Below are 17,723 nucleotides of genomic sequence, written 5' to 3' on the forward strand. Positions count from 1 at the left end.
GCTTACTCCTCGTCGTCCTGACTGGACGGGCTGGCGGCACCGCCAGTCGGCCCAACCGAGAAGACGAACTCGTGTTCGGCCTCGGTCTCGAAGCGTTCGAGGATGTCCCGCAATGGCTGTGCGTACCGCTGCAGGTCGTTCGCTCGCTCTGAGACAGCGTTCAGTTCTGCGGCCTGTTCCTCGGCCGCCCCGGCAACTTCCTCCGCCTCAGCCATCGTCTCCTGGCTCAGGTCGGTCAACGCGTCGAGTTCGTCGGCCACCTCGCGAATCTCTGCGAGTGAGTCGGACATATCAACGCCCTCGTGCTGGTCGGCGATAGCTTCGATGTCGTCAGCAAGGCCGTCCATCGCAGTGTTCAACTCGGCCAGTCGGTCCTTCTGGTCGTAGGCGTCGTCGGAGATTTTCTGGATCGAGTCTGCGACCTGCTCGCTGGCCTGTCGGACCGTCGCCGCGGAGCTTTCGACCTCGGCACCGGCCTCCTCAACCTGGTCGACGTAGCTTTTGAGCTGGCCGGTAGTCTTCTCCAGTTCTTCGATCATATCGTTGAACTCCTCGGCAATCTGGTCCATCGAATCTTCCTCACCGTCCTGCTCCATGCGCTGGGTGAGGTCGCCAGCACTGACCTGCTGCATTACGTCGGAGTACTCCTCGGCTTTATCCTGCAGATATTTTGCTAGTTCCTCGGCTTCGGCCCGAGCGACTTCGGCCTCTTTGCGGGCCTGCTCGGCTTCCTGAATCTGGCCTTTCAGCGCGTCACGCATGTCGTCGAAGCCGTCGTAGAGGCGTCCGATGTTGTCGATTCGGGTGCTCGACAGCTCAACATCGAGATTCCCTTCACGAATCTCGTCGGTCTTGCTGGTGAGCTGGTCGATCGAGGTCGCAGTGCTGTAACCGAGTGCCGACCCGGTCACACCAATCAGCAGCACCGAGAACAGCGTGACAATCAGTCCCCACGTCGAGAGCGTGTCGACGAACCCGAACACTGCCGAGCGCGGTCCGTGAGTGACGACGACCCAGTCACTGTTTTCGACCGGTGAATAGCCGACAGTGTACACTTCGTCGATAACCGCGTCGTTAGCTGGCATCTGTCGTTCGACACCCGCGGTGTCCTCGCTGCTGCGGAGTTCGTTCGCGTCGGCGAGCACGCTCGCAGCCTCGGAGCCGTCACCGGCGTACGGTTGGAGTAGTTTGCCGTTACTGCCACGGGCGTCGATCATCACCAAGTTCTCCTCGCCGTCTTCAGTCTGGTACGGGCCGGTGTTAACGGCCTGCGTGAAGCCAACGTCTTCCTCGGGATTTGCCCCACGGAGTGACTGCTGGACCTCAGACACCGACACCTCGATGAACAGATATCGGTCTTCCACCGTCGAGACAGGGCTGACGAAGCCAACGACCGTTTCCCCGCCGACAGTGTACGTGTCCGAGACGTAGACCTCGGTGGCTTCGAGGTTGAGAATCTGGTTGTTGAACACCTGTGGCTCGATGAACCAGCTCCGGTCCGTGTCCTGCAGGTCGTTGCCGTCCTGCAGGTCTGTCCCCCCGATCACCTGCGGCCCTTGATTGCCATCCTCGATCACGTGGACGTGGACGACATCGGCCGATAGCTCGTCGCGCTGGCGAGCCGGTTCAGTCTCAATCTGGTTCTGTGCCCAGACATCGTCTTCCGAGAGCAGTTGTGTCTGCAGCCTGTTCGTCTCGATCCACTGCTCGATGATGTCAGCCTGTTGCTGGGCGTCGCCGAGGAACTCCGACTCGACGTTCGATTCAGTCTGGTCGGTAATCACCTGCGTCGCGGCGACACCAATCGCGCCGATGGACAGCGCCATAATCAGCAACACGAGCCCGAATTTGATTGCGAAGCTTCTCCGGATGAATTCGGGTGTTACTGACTGCAGCACGCTGGTGTCTGCACCCTGTTCCGTCTCCCCACTGTCTGTACTGTCACTCATTCATATTCACCTCTTGATTGGAGACCGACGCATTCTTGTTCTGATCGCTATCACAACCCCAGTGCGAGCGAAAAGAGAACTCAGGCGCGTCAGTCCCCGCGGTAGCGAGCCTGATCCCCATGACTCCTAATCGCCTGACCGTTCACATAAACGTTGGGAGTTTTCGACTGGACTAACCCGGTCTCCGCTAGCGAAACTGATGGCTCAGAATCACGTTTTGGTTCATAATCAGACAACTTTCATTACCTCGACTGTCGACTGTTTCGGTATGAACGAGACTGCACAGACGGGGGGGACCAGATGAGTCGCCGAGCAAAGATTGTCTGTACGCTCGGGCCTGCGTCGGCGGACCGCGAAACAGTTGCCGCCCTCACCGAGGCCGGGATGTCGGTGGCGCGGTTCAACGCAAGCCATGGCTCACCGGCGGACAGACACGACATGATCGAACTGGTGCGGTCTGTCGACGCACAGACCTCGACACCAATCGGGACGCTGCTCGATCTGCCCGGGCCGGAGATTCGGACAGTAGAGATGGCCGAACCAGTGACCTTGACCGCCGGCGAGACAGTCACCTTCGTCGAAGGGGGGGCGACCACGACCGAACGGGTCGGACTGTCGGCGAGTCTCGACGGTCTCACAGAGGGGGACCGGATTCTCCTCGACGACGGACGAATCGAAGCGATAGTTACCGACGCCGGGTCGCACGTGCAGGCACGACTCGAATCCGGCGGTGAACTCGACTCACGGACTGGCGTCAACGTCCCGGGTGTTGACCTTGGCCTGCCGGCAGTGACCGACCAGGACCGGACCGAACTCGACGTCGCAGCGGAGGCAGGTGTCGACTTCGTGGCAGGAAGTTTCGTCCGCTCGGCCGCGGATGTCTACGAGATTGGGTCGGAACTGGACGACCGCGGCGTCGAGATTCCGATTATCGCGAAAATCGAGCGAGCCGACGCTGTCGAGAACATCGACGAAATCATCGACGCCGCGGACGGGATCATGATCGCCCGCGGTGACCTCGGCGTGGAGTGCCCCCTCGAAGACGTCCCGATCATCCAGAAGCGGATTATCAGGAAGTGCTGTCGGGCCGGCGTGCCGGTCATCACTGCCACAGAGATGCTCGACTCGATGATCAGTGAACACCGTCCGACCCGTGCCGAGGCGTCGGACGTTGCGAACGCCGTCCTCGACGGGACTGACGCGGTGATGCTCTCGGGTGAGACTGCAATCGGCGACCACCCTGTCGAAGTAGTCGAGACGATGGCTCGCATCATCCACGACGTGGAGGACAGTGAGGAGTACGACGAAATCCTCGAACAGCGCGTCCCGCCGGCTGGGGACACCCGGACAGACGCGCTGGCCCGCTCCGCACGATTTCTCGCCCGCGATGTGGGTGCAAGTGCAGTCGTCGCGGCCAGCGAATCTGGATATACAGCCCGCAAAGCCGCGAAATATCGCCCGAATATCCCGATCGTTGCCTCGACACCGGACGACCGCGTGCGCCGACAACTCACGCTCACGTGGGGAATCATCCCGCGGCACGCAACTTACGATGAGGACAGCACCGACGCGGTGATTCGCAACGCCGTCCAATCGGCACGGGACGCGGGTGAGGCAGAAAGCGGCGATACCGTGGTTGTGCTCTCGGGGATGATGACTGACCACGGCGGCTACGACACTGCTGATATGTTGAAAGTCCACGTCGCCTCAGAACGACTGCTGTCCGGGCGGCCCGTCGTCGACGGGTTCGTGACCGGTCCGCTGTCCCACGTTCCCGACGGTGACCTGACGGACGTGCCCGACGGCGCGATTATCGCCGTCCCCGAGTCACTCGACGCCGAGTTCAGCGGCGACCTCTCGAAAATCGCGGGTATCATCGACGCCCACGACGGAATGACGGGCTACGCGGCAGTCATAGCGCGCGAACTCGGTATTCCAATGATCAGTCACGCACGAGTGCCCGAAGAGACCGAAGACGGGCAGAAAGTGAGTCTTGACGGCGAGCGTGGCGTCGTCTACTCGGACCCCGTCGCCAACTGAGGCCGGGCAGAGTCAGGTAGTATAAGTGCGCGGCCCCCACAGGTGATGGCAATCGAATGGGGTATACGCCACAGGTCATAGTCATTGGCGGCGGCGTGCTCGGCACGGCCATCGCCCGTGACTGTGCGCTTCGCGGACTGGAGGTAACGCTGGTCGAACAGGGGACGCTTACGGCCGGAACGACCGGGTCAATTCACGGACCGCTGTACAGCGGTGCCCGCTTCGTCGAGGAGGACCCGGCGGGCGCAATGCGCTGTTTCAAGGAGAGCAACACGCTCCGAGAGACTGCTGCACACTGTATCGAGGAGACAGACGGAATTATCGTCGACGGCGAGGAGTTCGACGACTTTGTCGCGGCCTGCGAGAAACGGTCGATTCCCGCCTCGAAGCTCTCGGGAGAAATCGACGGCGTGTCTGCCAATCGTGCGGCTCGCGTTCCAGACGCTGTTGTCGACCCGTTTGCACTGACGCTGTCGAACGCAGCGAGCGCGGACGCCTACGGCGCAGAATTCGAAACAGGAGCACGCGTCGTTGATCTTCTAACTGACGGAAGCGACATCGTCGGCGTGGAAGTCGAGTACGATTCGGCCCCTGGCGGCGTGAGCGCGCCAACCAGGCCATCGAAGGGGGTTCCAGACGAAACCGAACCCGTCGACGGCGAGGACGAATCTGCCGACGAAGGCACAGACGAGGATGAAGCAGACGAAGAAGACGAAGACGAAGACGAAGACGAAGAGAACACACCGGATATGCCCGGAACAGTGCAGCGAACCTTCCCCGGAGCGACGGGAGACGACACGCCCGAAACCGGCGAGCGGGAGGAAATCGAGGCGGATTACGTTATCAACGCCGCGGGAGCGTGGGCCGACCAGATTGCTGCCCTCGCAGGCATTAAGCTGCCATTGTCTCGTGAACGCGGCCGGATGGTCGTCCTGAGCAGCGAACTCGTCGACCAGCCAGTCACACGACGACAGACTGGGTTGCCGCTCACCGTTGCACCGTATCAGGGGAACACGATTGTCGGGCCAATTGCAGAGTCGACGGACATCGAGGACGCGTTGGCGTCGGCCGCCGAGTTCGTGCCGGGCGTTTCGGAGGCCGAAGTTCTCCGGACGTACTCGGGTGTCTGGACACAACACGGGGGTTCGAGCGGGTCGCCCTACGGTCACGGGGCGACGCTGGTGGACCACGACAAATACGACGACCGCTGGGGTATGTTGAGCGTGCTTGGCGGTAGCGTCACGACACACCGCTTCGTCGCCGAGCAGGCGGTCAATCGGGTCTGTGGAGAGTTCGGCATCGGACGGTCCTGTCTAACGGAAGAGCTGTCGCTGCCGGAACCGCTGACTGGGCGCGAGCAGTCGAGCAAACCCGACCCAGTGCTCTGTGAGACGCGCTCGGTCAGGCAGTCCACTGTCCAGCAGGCACTCGACGAGAGCGAACTGCGAACCGAACTGGATACCGTCCGGATGCGAACGGGGGCGACGATGGGTGAGTGCCAGGGCGGTCGCTGTGGACACCGCATCGCGGCGGAACTTTACCCTGAAAGTGACCTCGAGACGGTCGAAGAGGCGCTGGAAACGCTGTTAGCCCGGCGCTGGCACGGCCGCCGAGAGAGCCTCGACAGCGAGCAACTTGCCGCCGCAATGGATGATTACGAACTTCACGCCCGCGTGCTCGGGCGAGACGGCAGCCAGCCGGAGACGGTCGACCTCGATTCCTTCGACGGCAGCGGATTCAGTACGCGGACGTTCCACGAGAGAGACGACGAGCGTGAGGACGATTCGATACTGCCGGTTCCCGAGATACCAACAACAGCAGACGGACGCGTCCAGCACTCGGAGGCGGTCGGCCGATGAGTGACGATGTGCTCGTGGTCGGCGGTGGAATCGAGGGGTACGCGGCCGCACTGAGCGCGCTGGAAACAGACTCCGCAGCGTCGGTCCGGCTCCTTCGCCAGCGTAGTGACCGGTTCCAGACCGAGACGGGACTGGTCGACTTGCTGGGGTACGAACCCGACGAGGATGGACCGGTCGACCGACCGCTGGCGGCCATCGAGCGACTCCAAGAGGACCACCCGTACAGTCGTCTCGGTCTCGATACCGTGTCGGCCGCGTTGGAACTGTTCGACACCGCGACCGGCGACCAGTATAGCGGTGCAGAGACGGAGACGAATGCACTACTTCCGACAGCAGTGGGTCGACTGACGCCAGCAGTTCGGTATCCGGAGAGTGCGGCTGCCGGTGTCGCCAGCGGTGCAGATTCGATGCGACTGGTCGGCTTCGAGTCGATTCCTGACTTCGACGCCGAACTTGCGGCCAACCGCCTCAACAACGAGACGCCGCTGTCGGTCACTGGCCGGACGGTCCGTGCGCCGTTGCCTGCTGACCTCGACCGGACGGAGATTCCCGAGATACTGGACCAGAACAGGTCGGTCGACGGCCAGCCGATCCGAGCGGCCCTCGCAGAGAAACTCCAGCCAACGCTCGATGTCGAGCCACGAGTTGGCCTGCCAGCGGTGCTCGGGCAGACAGAGGCACCAGCAATCAGGACAGCGCTGGAGGAGGCGCTGCACGTCTCCGTGTTCGAGGTGCCACTGGGGCCGCCCAGCTTGCCGGGCCAGCGTCTGGAGTCGCTGCTTTCGGCAGCGGTACGGTCCCGTGGCGGAACAATCGAGGAGAGCGTCGTGTCGGATGTCGAGGAGGATGACAGCCGAATAACCAGCGTGACCGCCGACGGCCAGCAGTACGACGCCGATAGTTACGTGCTCGCAACCGGCGGCGTCGAGGCTGGCGGCGTTGTCACGGACAGCGCGGGAGTTGGCGAACCGGTGTTCGGCTGTCCAGCCTCGCTGCCGGGCGACCGACTGGTCGGCCGGGAGTTCCTCAGCGACCACCCAGCGGTGCGTGCTGGCGTCGAAGTCGACGACCGACGGCGACCGCTGGAGGGCGGGTCAGCGGTGGCCGAGAACCTCTATGGTGCGGGACGAGTTCTGGCGAGTCCGAACGTCGTCGCCGAGGGGTCGGTCGGTGGATTCGCACTGGTCACCGGCTACGCGGCCGGCCAGCGGGCACTCGAACAGTCCTGACCGTAGCGACCGAAACAGTGAAACAGAAACCGCGGGAATAGTTTGGTATGGGAATTGACCAGGAACAGCGCCAGATTCGGTGTCTTGTCGCCAAGGTCGGGTTGGATGGGCACGACCGTGGCGCACACGTCATTTCACGGGCGTTTCGGGACGCTGGATTCGAGGTCATCTACTCGGGGCTTCATCGCGCACCAGAAGAGATCGTCCAAGCAACAGTTCAGGAGGACGTTGACGTCCTCGGTATCTCGATTCTCTCGGGAGCTCACGACACGCTCGTCCCGGAGATTATCGACGGACTCGAAGAATACGGTGCCTTCGAGGACACACTCATCCTCGTCGGGGGGATTATTCCAGACGACGATAAGACAGAACTGCTCGAACTGGGTGTGTCCCGCGTGTTCGGGCCTGGTGCGTCGATGGACGAAATGATCGAATACGTTCGTGAGAACGCACCCGAGCGCGAGTAGCCGCAATGAGTGAGTTGATACAAGAGCTTCTGGACGGCCAGCACCGCGCACTGGCCCGCGTCATCACGAAAATCGAGAACAGACAGCCGGGCTACCGAGAGCTCGTTAAACAGCTGCACGAACACACCGGCAACGCCGACGTTATCGGAATCACCGGCTCACCGGGCTCGGGCAAGTCGACACTGGTCGACAAACTCGCTGCCACGTACCGCGACCAAGGGTTGACTGTTGGCGTCATCGCAATCGATCCTTCCTCGCCGTTTACCGGCGGCGCGGTGCTGGGCGACCGCATCCGAATGGCCTCGAACATCGGGGATATGGACGTGTTTTTCCGGTCGATGTCCGCCCGCGGGACGCTCGGCGGCCTCTCGACAGCGACGACTGACGCGGTCAAAGCGTTGGACGCCTTCGGGAAGGACAAGATCATTATCGAGACGGTCGGTGCTGGCCAGAACGAGATTGATATCGTCAAAACTGCCGAGACGGTGCTAGTGCTCGTTCCGCCGGGCAGCGGCGACGACGTCCAGATGCTCAAGGCCGGCATCCTCGAAATCGGAGATATCTTCGTCGTCAACAAGGCTGACCTGGACGGCTCGGACCGGACAGTGCAGGAACTCCGAGAGATGCTCGATTACCGCGACGGCCGGGTTCCCGGAACTGTCGGCCACCACGGCGCGACAGAGATGGATGTTTCCGTCGACGGCAACAGCGATAGCGGTGGCTGGGAGCCACAGATTGTCGAGACTGTTGCCGAGCGCGGCGAGGGCGTCGACGAATTGCTGGCGACGCTGGCAGACCACCGCCAGTATCTCGACGACTCCGGCGAACACGAGATTCAACAGCGCCAGCGCTACGCCGAGGAGATTCGAACACTCATCCGCGAGGATGTGAACGAACTCCTCACCGAGGAACTGGACGCACAGGGCGGCCTCGACGGGTTCGTCACGCAGGTTATCGACCGCGAGACGGACCCGTACAGCGTGTCGGACCGCGTGGTCGAACCGCTGGCTGAGTGCATGGACCAGCGCGAGGACTGAGACGCCTCGTTCACACGGTACGCGGAGTTTTCTAGCAGTTACATCTCGCCGGCGAACTCGAAGCGTGCGCCGCCGTCGGTCCCCGACGTCACGCGGACGGTCCAGCCGTGGGCCGCGGCGATATCGGACACGATAGAGAGTCCAAAGCCGGTTCCACCCTGGTTCGAGGTAACACCGTGTTCGAGCACCTCGTCGCGTCGGTCTGGTGGGATGCCGTCGCCGTCGTCCTCGACGTAGAACCCGGGCTCGTCCGTCAGGGGACCGACGGTCACCGACACGGTGTCTCCGCCGTGTTCGATGGCGTTTCTGAACAGGTTCTCGAAGAACTGGGTCAGTCGACTCCCGTCGCCGGCCACCGTCGGAACCGCCTCGGTCACCGTCAACGTCGCGTCGGCAGTATCGACGAAGCCCCACGCTTTCGTCGTGACCATCTCGAGGTCGACTTGCTCTGTCTCGGCAATCGTCGTATCGCCGCGCGCCAGCGTGAGGAGGTCGTCGATGAGACGCTCCATGCGCTCGTGTGCCGAGGAAACACGGTCGACGTGTTCGAGGCTTCCCGTCTGTTCGATGACGTCAAGAAAGCCGATAGCAACGGACAGCGGATTGCGGAGGTCGTGGGCGACGACGCTGGCAAACTCGTCGAGGCGGTCGTTCTGACGCTGTAGTTCCGCTTCGCGGCTCGCGCGGGTGAGCGCCCCCTCGACGGTTGCACCCAGAATCTGACACAGGTCGACGTCTGTCTCCGAGAAGCTCTGGGCCGAAAGCGCGCCGACCCCGAGGACGCCGAACTCTCCGAGCGGGACGAACAGACAGCTCCGCATCTCTGTCTCGGCCTCGAAGTCCTCGATGGTTTGAATATCGTCGTACACACGCAGCTCCGACGCCTCGAACACTTGCCGTGCGGGGCTCTCCTCGGATTCCAAGCGCGGTAACTCGCCGAAGCGGTCTTTCGTAGCCTGACTCGCGCTCGCCGGGACGAGTGTGTCGGTCTGGGCGGAGTATTCCCAGAGGCCGGTGAACTCGAAGCCGAGTGTCTCGACGACTGCGTCGATGGCGATGTCGCCGATTTCTCCGCTCGTCTGTGCGCCACTGAGTCGCTGTGCGGTCGCCTGCAGCGAGCGAAGTTTCGACTCGAGCCGTTTCTGGTCGGTGATATCCTCGAGTACTGCGAGAATACTGGTGATGTCTCCGTCAGAGTCGGTAATCGGTGCGACCGAGAGGAGCAAATCGAGCACACGACCGTCTTTCCGTTCGCGCTGGACCTCTTTGCCACGGATCTGCTCGCCCTCCAGTGCGCGCTGGCGGTGCGTGTCGAACTCCGGCGCTCGCTCGTCGGGAACGATTGGGTTGAACTCACCGAGCACCTCCTCACGCGACCAGCCGAACATCTCTTCGGCCCCGTCGTTCCAGCGGACCACCGTTCCCTCGGTGTCGATTTCCATGACGGTGAGCGGGGTCGCCTCGATGAGTGATTCCAGTCGCTGGTTGGTCCTCTGTAGGTCACGCTCGCGGTCGACCTGTCTGGTCACATTTCGGGCGATGCCGACGATTCTGATGATGTCTCCGTCGACGACGACGGGCGCGAGACTCGTGTCCCAGAACCGGGCGTCGTCACCGATGTCCAGCTCTTCGCGATAGGAGATTGGCTCACCTGCTTCGACACAGCGAGTGTAGTTCGCGACGAGTTCGGCGCCCCGGTCGTCACCGAAGACCTCCCGAGGCGTCTGTCCCCGGACGTCCGCAGTTGAGAGTCCGGTCTGGGTCTCGTATCCGGTGCTGAGCCGGGCGAACTCGAAGGCTGGCTCCGGTCCACCCGTGTCGACGTCCAGCATGAAGATTGCGTCGCCCGAGTTGTCGAGTAGCGCCTCGTATTCCTCTGCGAGTTCCTGGTACTCGCGCCGCTGTGACTTGCGTTCGGTGATATCCTGGAAGACGCCGCGGATGACCGAGTCCTCGTGTGTCGGGCTGTCGACACGCTCGCCCCACGCTCGAACGTCCCGGACGACACCGTCTGTCCGAACAATTCGTAAGTCCAGGTCGTACGACTCGCCGTCTTCGATAGCCGCTTGGACTGCCGCGGTGATGGTGTCCCTGTCGGCAGGGTGGTAGAACTCGAGTGCCTCTTCGAGTGTCGGGACGTACCCCTCCTCGACGCCGTGAATCTGTCGGACCCCGTCGGACCAGTCGAGGGCACCCGTCGCTGGGGAGTACTCCCAGACGCCGATGTCTGCTACGTCTTGAATCCGCTGGAACAGAAACTCCTGCCGTTCGAGTTCGACCCGGTCTCGGCGCCGGGAGAGTTCGGCACTCACGAGTTCGGCGAACAGCTCGGCGAACGTGCGTTCGAGCCTCCCGAACGAGGTCTCGGCTGGCTCTGTACTCGAGAAGTTCAGGGTCCCGTAGCGCTCGTTGTCGACGACCAGTGGCACCCCGAGATACGACTCCAGTCCGAGTTCGCGGTAGGCGGGATGTGTCGCCTTCCCGGCGGCGCCGGCATCCGCGAACGAACAGACGCTATCTTCCCGCACGACCTGCTCGCAGTACGTCGACTGGAGGTCGTACTGGTCACCGGCCTCGATGTCGGCGCTCGGTCCGTGTACGGCTTCGACCGTGTATTCACTGTCCTCGATGTGTGAGACGATTCCGATGTCCAGACCCAGTGTCTGGCAGCCAACTTCGAGGAGTTCTGTCAGTCGCGTCTCGGTCGAGACGTCGGGCTTTGCCATGACCGTCTGGAGTTGCCTGAGCGCGTCCCGTTCTCTCTGCAACTGCCGGCTCGTCTCGGTTCGCTCCGTCACGTCCCGAGCGACGACGAGCACCTGCTGGCCGGGCCCACTCTCGAAGGGCGTGATTCGAACGTCGAAGGTCCGTTCGGCGTCGTCGGTCGTAACGTCGAGTTGCAGGTCGACATCGTACAGCCCCCTGTGTCCGCCGTCGCCCTCCATCTCGTCCAGCGTCGTCTCGACTGCCTGCACGAACCGTTCTGCGTCGGCCGTCCCGATGCGGTCGCCCACCACGGCCTCGAGCTGGTGGCCGGTGGCCTGTTCGGGGCCGGATTCCAAAAGCACTCGCTCCGCGGCCGCATTGGCGAACTCGATAGTGCCCTCGTCGTCGAGAACGAACACGACGTCGTGGATGTTTTCGAGAATCGTCTCATTCCGTTCGAGCTCTCGTTCGCGCTCGCGCTCGGCAGTAATCTCCTGTGAGAAGACGGTCATCCCGTCGTCGTCCGGGAACACTCGTACTTCGACCCAGTAATCGAACGGCTCGCCGAGGCGCTGCTCGAAAGACGTCGGTTCGCCGGTCTCCATCGCAGTTCGATACCGCTCCTCCAGTTCCGTGCCGACGATCGACGGGAACTCCTCCCAGATTGTCGTCCCGATGATGGCCGCCGGGTCGTGGTCGACCCGGTCTGCCATCTGCTCGTTCATGTATTCGACACGCCACTCGTCGTCGACGGCGTAAATAGCGTCGGTCGTCCGTTCGAGCGTCCGGCGAAACCGGGTCGTCATGCGCTCTGCAGTTTCGTTTTTGCGGGCCGCGTCCACGAGTGTCTGGATGCGGCGTGCGAGCAACTCGAAGTTGTTCTGGTCCGACCGGATTGGAATGTAATCGGAGACCCCCGCCTGAGTCGCCTCGCTCGCAATCTGTTCACTCCCGCGTCCGGTAAACAGGATTGTCGGTAGCTCTGGTCGTGCAGACTGGAGCCGCCCCAAGAGGTCGATCGCCGTCCCCTCTGGGAGCGCATAGGAGGTTACGACACAGTCGACTGGAGACGTCTCGAGGAGTTCGAGTGCCTCGTCGGCGGTCCCGGCAGTCGTGATCGAAAAGTCCGGGTCCGCAGCCAGCAGCTTCGTTCGCGCGAGGTCGGCAAAATCAGCATCGTTGTTCACGTAAAGAACAGAAATCGGACCGGAGTACGCCTCGTCAGCAAGACTCATTCGAAACATTACGTGAGACTCACTTATCAATCGCTCGCGGCAGTTGTTATTCACGATAATCTGAGCCGTGCTGTCGACATCGACACCGACACACGAGCGACCGGTGTGTCTATGTGATGTGGCCGCGAGAATCACGTATGCGCCAGTTCATCGTCGTTGCTCGGGAAGGGCCAACAACGGGGGAGTTCTCGCTCGATGCGCTGCCTGCGGCGGGACGGGTCGACCTGCTCGCCCGCTGTGTCACGGCCTCGCTGTTGCTCTCACACGGCCTTCGCGAAGACGTGCGAACACATCTCGTTCTCGGCGACGAGTTTACCGTCCAGTTCGAGAGTGCGGACCTGCGAGGACTCCACCCAGACGAGCGCTCGACGGCCGCGGTGATCCGAAATGCACTCTCGGAGCGCGAGGAAGCCATCGGACAGATTCCCGTAGAGATTTCGTCGGGTGTCTCGCTGGTCCGGATGGATCTCGATAGGACGCTTGGCGAAATCGACGAACCAATCTATCGACTCCATCCTGACGGCACGCAGAAAGCGGAGTTGTCGCCGCCAGCTGACGCGGCGTTCGTGCTGTCGAATCACCAGGAGTTCCACGAGACTGATGCAGAGACAATTGCGAGTCACGCAGACGGAGAGATTTGTCTTGGACCGAAAGCAATCCACGCCGACCACGCCATCGCTGTCGCCCATAATTGGCTGGATACGGCGGAGTAGGCCGGTCATTTCGCAACGGTTAAACTGCCGGACCAACACATCTCAGACGCGGGCCGGTGGGGTAGCTTGGTATCCTTCGGCCTTCGGGTGGCCGTAACCACGATTCAAATTCGTGCCGGCCCACTTCTTCCCGCATTTTTACACGCTTGAGCGACTGCGTTCGGGTGGTCGTAACCGCGTCTTCGTGAGCGGAAGCGAACGAAGGCAAGCGAGACCGCAGGTCTCGCGTGATTCGAATTCGCGCCGGCCCATTTTCGCCCCACTACAACGCGACGAGCGTTGCGTGGCGCCACGCAGCACGATATAGCGAACGGCGAAGCCGTGAGCAGTGAGGCGTGAGCAAAGCGAACGTCTCGTTACAGCGTGCGGCCCTGCCGCGAGCAGCGAGGAGTCTGTAGTGAGTGTGAAAATCACGTCGCGCGGATTCGAGCCAGCGAGACGAGCGGACGCGAGTCTCGCCCAGTTCGAATTCGCGCCGGCCCATTTTCACCCCACGACGAAACGACGAGCGATAGCGATATTTCCTACCTGTAAATTAAGAGTCGAGCCAGCATCGAGAGCAGGGTAATTTGGGGTACTCCCGGAATTTCTTATGTGTTTGTTCCGTGGCCAGAGGTATGGCAACAGCTGACTCTGAAACACCTGAGGCATACGAGGAGTTGCTCGAACGGAACCGGCGATTGACGAACCTCGACTACGCCTCGATGTATCTCAACTGGGACCAACAGGTGATGATGCCCGAAGGCGGTGCGCAAGGGCGTGCACAGCAACTGTCGGCGCTGTCCGCGACGACACACGAACTGCTCGTTGACGACGACGTTGCCGACTGGCTCGCTAGCCTCGAGGACGCAGAGCTCACAGACGAACAGGCTGCGAACGTCCGAGAAATCCGCAACGAGTACGAGCGCGAGGCGAAGGTACCCGGCGAGTTGAACGAGACGATTGCACAAACCGCCGCGGAGAACCAGCAGATCTGGCAGGACGCAAAGGCTGAGGACGACTTCGATTTATTCGCGCCGCGACTGGAGACGATGCGCGACCTCCAGCGCCAGAAGGCCGAGCATATCGACCCCGAAACGAGTCCATACACGGTGCTGTACGAGGGGAGCCACCAGTATATCGATATCGAGACGATGGACGAGATATTCGAGACGCTGCGGTCGGAGATTCCGCCGCTTGTCGAAGAGATCCGCGAGTCTGGGCGTGACCTCGCGGACCCGTGGGACGGCGAGTACCCCGACGAAAGTCAGAAAGCACTCACCGAGGCGGCGCTTGAGTTCGTCGGCTACGACTTCGAGCGCGGGCGGATAGATACTGCGCCTCACCCGTTCATGGCCGGCAACCAGTTCGACGCACGCGTGACCACGCGCTACAAGCCGAGCGACCCAATGGACGCGCTGACCGCGACCATCCACGAGTTCGGACACGCAAGCTACCAACTCGGACTGCGACAGGACGAGTACGGGACACCGCTTGGCGCACCTCGGATGAGCATTCACGAGTCACAATCTCGGTTTTGGGAGAACCACATTGGTCGAACCAAGCCGTTCTGGGAGGTCTTCCTGCCCACATTCAAGCAGCACATCGACGGCCACGACGACCTCACTGTGCAGGAGGCCTACGAGGCAGCCAACCGCATCTATCCGAACAATCTCATTCGTGTCGAGGCGGACGAACTCACCTACCATATGCACATCATCCTCCGGTGTGAGATTGGCCGCGCGTTCGTCGAGGGCGACATCGAGGCCGAGGAGATTCCGCAGCTGTGGAACGAGAAGATGGACGAGTATCTCGGCGTTACACCCGACTCCGACAGCGAGGGCTCTCTGCAAGATATTCACTGGACCAGCGGGTTCGCGGCCTTCCACGGCTACACGCTCGGTAGCGTCGTTGCCGCGCAGTTGAACGACGCCATCCGCGAGGACCTCGACGTCGACGGCCTGGTTCGGGAAGGTGAGTTCGAGCCGATTCACGAGTGGATGACCGAGAATGTCCATCACCACGGCCAGCGCTACCCGACGCCTGAACTCATCGAGGAAGCAACTGGGCAGAAACTATCTGCCGAACCGTTCGTCGAGTACGCCCGGGAGAAGTTCGAGGCGCTGTACGACCTGTAGCGGTCGTTAGCGCAGTCCCTCAGCCATCGTGTCGATGTGTTCGTTGTCGTGGGTGACGAACACCGCTGCATTGGTCCGGCGAGCGCGGGCCTTCAGGTCTCTGAGTGAGGCGATAGATTGCGAGAGGTTGTAGTTGAACGACGCGAGATGTTCGCTCTCGTACCCAGACTGCTTGTGGGCAACATCGGCACCCAGAATCACGGTGCCAGTCTCGGGTAGTTCCACCTGTACGGACTGGTGGCCAGGGGTGTGTCCCGGTGTCGGGAAGGTGACGAGACTGCCGTCGCCAAAGACATCGTACTCGCCGTCGACGGGCGTCACGTCGTACGCGCCCGAGCGCAGCATGTCAAAATCGCCCTCCAGATAGAACACCTCTTGAACTGGCACGGGCCAGTGGGCGTATCGAAGTTCCTCCTTCTGGACGATAATCTCGGCGTCTGGGAAGGTGTCGATGTGGCCCGCGTGGTCTGAGTGCAGATGTGTCAGGACGAGATAATCGACATCTTCGGGGGAGTAGCCAGCGTCTTCCAACTGTGCGCGTGGGTGCATGTCGGGACCGTACTCGATGGCCGGCAGAAACGCCTCCATGAACTCGGCACCGTGGGGACCGTATCCCGCCGGGTCATCGAGCATGTCGTGGCTGAGACCAGTGTCGATTACTGCTACTCCCTCGGGGTGGTCGACGACGTAGAACGGGCAGACCGCGGTGTAGGGCTCGCCGGGGTCTGTCAGCTGCTCCATGAAACTGTTATCGAGCGCCCAGTCAGCGGTGTTGAACTCCTGTAGTTCGGTAACGGTCGTCATGTCTGGCATTCACACACGGAGCCAGTCCTGATAAAGCCAGGGGGTCATCCGGGACCGATGGCGGCGATATCAGCACCGACTGTCGCTCGCGAATCTGCCGGGTTCGGGTCTGAGTCAGCCAGATGGGTCCACCGGTGGGCCGGAATAGCCGAGAGCAACTCCGCGACAGCGTCGCTGTAGGGCAAGAACGATTCGTCAGAGCCACCCCGCCAGACATCGTCGATGACGGTCATCGAATCGATTCGAACCTCCAGACTCGCGGGCTCGTACTCCGAGACTGCGGTCAACCCGAGCTGCAGCGCGGCGTACTCGGCGATATTGTTGTCGGCGTGTCTGCCAACTGGTCGGCCAAGTTTTGCGAGCGTCTGGTCCGCAGTCTGGACGACAGCACCGGCCCCGGCCGGCCCCGGATTGCCCCGCGAACTCCCATCGACGTAGAGCACGAGTTCCGGCGGAACCGTGTCGTCCTTGGCAGTGGCCTCGGGCGGCCCCGCAGCGATAACTGTCTCGCAGGCCGCACGCAACTCCGCAGCATCTGTGTCAGGATCAAACAGCCCGCCGTAGCCAGCCGTTGCGTCGTCAATAGCCGCAATAGCAGCGTCGAGTTCGTAGCCATATTGTGCGAGCGCTCTGTCGACTCGCGCTGCGGCCTCCGAGAGGGACTCTCGGGGCAGCGGGTCGGCTGAACTCGATGGCGAATCCTCCATCGACTGGTAGTGAGGGCGACAGCGCGAAGAATCTCACGGCTCGTCAGGGGTCGTCCAGTGCCGCAACCTGCCGGCGGAGGTTGTTCACACTCGTGCCGACGTACTCGTAGGAAGGAGTGAACACCTCGACAGAGAGTGTCGCGTCTTCGAGGTCAGCACAGATGGTTCCGAAATCGAGGACGCCCGACCCAATCGGAACGTGGTCGTCGCGCTGGGTGCGAACGTCGTTGACGTGGACGTGGCTGATTCGGTCACGGTGGTCAGCGATGAACTCGGCCTGGTCGGCGGCGTCGTACCCTTCGACGTAGGCATGGCCCGTGTCGAATGTCATCGAGACATCGGTGGCCTCGAACAGGCGCGGGAAGTCAGCGAGGCCGAACCACTCGCCGGGGATGTTCTCGACACAGAGTTCGATACCGAACTCCTCGGCGACAACCTGTAGCTCATCGAGTGCGTCGACGACACCGTCAGCAACTGGTTCAGAATCCCACGCCGGCCCCCACGCGTTGCTGGTGGCGTGGACCACCGCCTTGCGAGCGTCGAACGTACTCGCGGCTTCGAGTGTCGCCGAGAGTTCACGAATCGCGCCCTCCCGGACGTGCTCGTACGGCGACGCAATATCGAACGCAAATGGGAGGTGGACAACGGTGTCGATATCGTGGTCATCAGCTGCTGCGGCGACTCCTTCGGGGTCGAGTGTCTGGCGTTCGTGGTGACCGTCGAGCAGCAGTTCGACGTACTCGACCTCCATCGCCTTCGCAGCCGGGAACGCACTCGTGTAGTGCATCGTCGTCTGCGTGACAAAGCCGAGTTCGAGAGTCATAGTTCCACCACGACGGCCACCGTTGAGGGTCTTTCCC

The 17,723-nt window shown here is 62.0% G+C and carries 12 protein-coding genes and 1 tRNA gene; 8 read left to right on the top strand and 5 right to left on the bottom strand.

Translation table 11 applies throughout. The features are described 5' to 3' along the window. Positions 1 to 2: 2 nt before the first annotated feature. Entirely contained in the window at positions 3 to 1,949 is a 1,947-nt protein-coding gene (locus tag ACMGFM_RS07495) for a HAMP domain-containing protein (protein WP_436901841.1), read from the bottom strand. Positions 1,950 to 2,249: 300 nt separating this feature from the next. Between ACMGFM_RS07495 and pyk the strand changes: the two genes are divergently transcribed. The 5 genes from pyk to meaB are packed head-to-tail and all read left to right on the top strand — an operon-like array spanning position 2,250 to position 8,581. Then, positions 2,250 to 3,989 (top strand): pyruvate kinase, encoded by a 1,740-nt coding sequence (pyk, locus tag ACMGFM_RS07500; protein WP_436901842.1) that lies wholly within the window; start codon positions 2,250 to 2,252, stop codon positions 3,987 to 3,989. 56 nt (positions 3,990 to 4,045) lie between these two features. After that, positions 4,046 to 5,848, top strand: coding sequence for an FAD-dependent oxidoreductase (locus tag ACMGFM_RS07505; RefSeq protein ID WP_436901843.1), 1,803 nt, complete (start codon positions 4,046 to 4,048; stop codon positions 5,846 to 5,848). After that, entirely contained in the window at positions 5,845 to 7,077 is a 1,233-nt protein-coding gene (gene glpB / locus ACMGFM_RS07510) for a glycerol-3-phosphate dehydrogenase subunit GlpB (protein ID WP_436901844.1), read from the top strand. Before ACMGFM_RS07505 ends, glpB begins: the two co-directional genes overlap by 4 nt. Before the next feature lie 47 nt (positions 7,078 to 7,124). Continuing rightward, positions 7,125 to 7,544 (top strand): cobalamin B12-binding domain-containing protein, encoded by a 420-nt coding sequence (locus ACMGFM_RS07515; protein WP_436901845.1) that lies wholly within the window; start codon positions 7,125 to 7,127, stop codon positions 7,542 to 7,544. Between the two features lie 5 nt (positions 7,545 to 7,549). After that, positions 7,550 to 8,581, top strand: coding sequence for a methylmalonyl Co-A mutase-associated GTPase MeaB (gene meaB / locus ACMGFM_RS07520; RefSeq protein ID WP_436901846.1), 1,032 nt, complete (start codon positions 7,550 to 7,552; stop codon positions 8,579 to 8,581). 38 nt (positions 8,582 to 8,619) lie between these two features. Here the strand turns inward: meaB and ACMGFM_RS07525 are convergent, their stop codons facing one another. Beyond that, a complete protein-coding gene (locus tag ACMGFM_RS07525; protein ID WP_436901847.1) occupies positions 8,620 to 12,522 on the bottom strand; it encodes a PAS domain-containing protein in 3,903 nt (1,300 codons plus the stop codon). 137 nt (positions 12,523 to 12,659) lie between these two features. On the opposite strand from ACMGFM_RS07525, the gene trmY reads away from it, so the two are divergent. From trmY to ACMGFM_RS07540, 3 genes are all read left to right on the top strand, one after another. Beyond that, positions 12,660 to 13,235, top strand: a complete 576-nt coding sequence (trmY, locus tag ACMGFM_RS07530) for a tRNA (pseudouridine(54)-N(1))-methyltransferase TrmY (RefSeq protein WP_436901848.1) — start codon at positions 12,660 to 12,662, stop codon at positions 13,233 to 13,235. Between the two features lie 50 nt (positions 13,236 to 13,285). Continuing rightward, positions 13,286 to 13,358, top strand: a tRNA-Pro gene (locus ACMGFM_RS07535). Positions 13,359 to 13,852: 494 nt separating this feature from the next. Then, entirely contained in the window at positions 13,853 to 15,352 is a 1,500-nt protein-coding gene (locus ACMGFM_RS07540) for a carboxypeptidase M32 (protein ID WP_436901849.1), read from the top strand. Positions 15,353 to 15,358: 6 nt separating this feature from the next. Here ACMGFM_RS07540 and ACMGFM_RS07545 read toward each other — a convergent pair whose 3' ends face one another. Genes ACMGFM_RS07545 through ACMGFM_RS07555 form a run of 3 tightly spaced genes read right to left on the bottom strand, consistent with a single transcriptional unit; the run spans position 15,359 to position 17,686 of the window. Next, positions 15,359 to 16,165: an N-acyl homoserine lactonase family protein gene (locus tag ACMGFM_RS07545; protein WP_436901850.1), complete on the bottom strand. Its 807-nt coding sequence runs from the start codon at positions 16,163 to 16,165 to the stop codon at positions 15,359 to 15,361. Between the two features lie 35 nt (positions 16,166 to 16,200). Further along, positions 16,201 to 16,863 carry a ribonuclease HI family protein gene (locus tag ACMGFM_RS07550; protein WP_436901851.1) on the bottom strand — a complete coding sequence of 221 codons (663 nt, stop codon included), beginning with the start codon at positions 16,861 to 16,863 and terminating at the stop codon, positions 16,201 to 16,203. Positions 16,864 to 16,906: 43 nt separating this feature from the next. Next, positions 16,907 to 17,686, bottom strand: coding sequence for a sugar phosphate isomerase/epimerase family protein (locus tag ACMGFM_RS07555; protein WP_436901852.1), 780 nt, complete (start codon positions 17,684 to 17,686; stop codon positions 16,907 to 16,909). Between the last annotated feature and the right edge of the window lie 37 nt (positions 17,687 to 17,723).

Origin of the sequence: Halovenus halobia (genome assembly GCF_051414135.1) — an archaeon.
Classification (GTDB): domain Archaea; phylum Halobacteriota; class Halobacteria; order Halobacteriales; family Haloarculaceae; genus Halovenus; species Halovenus halobia.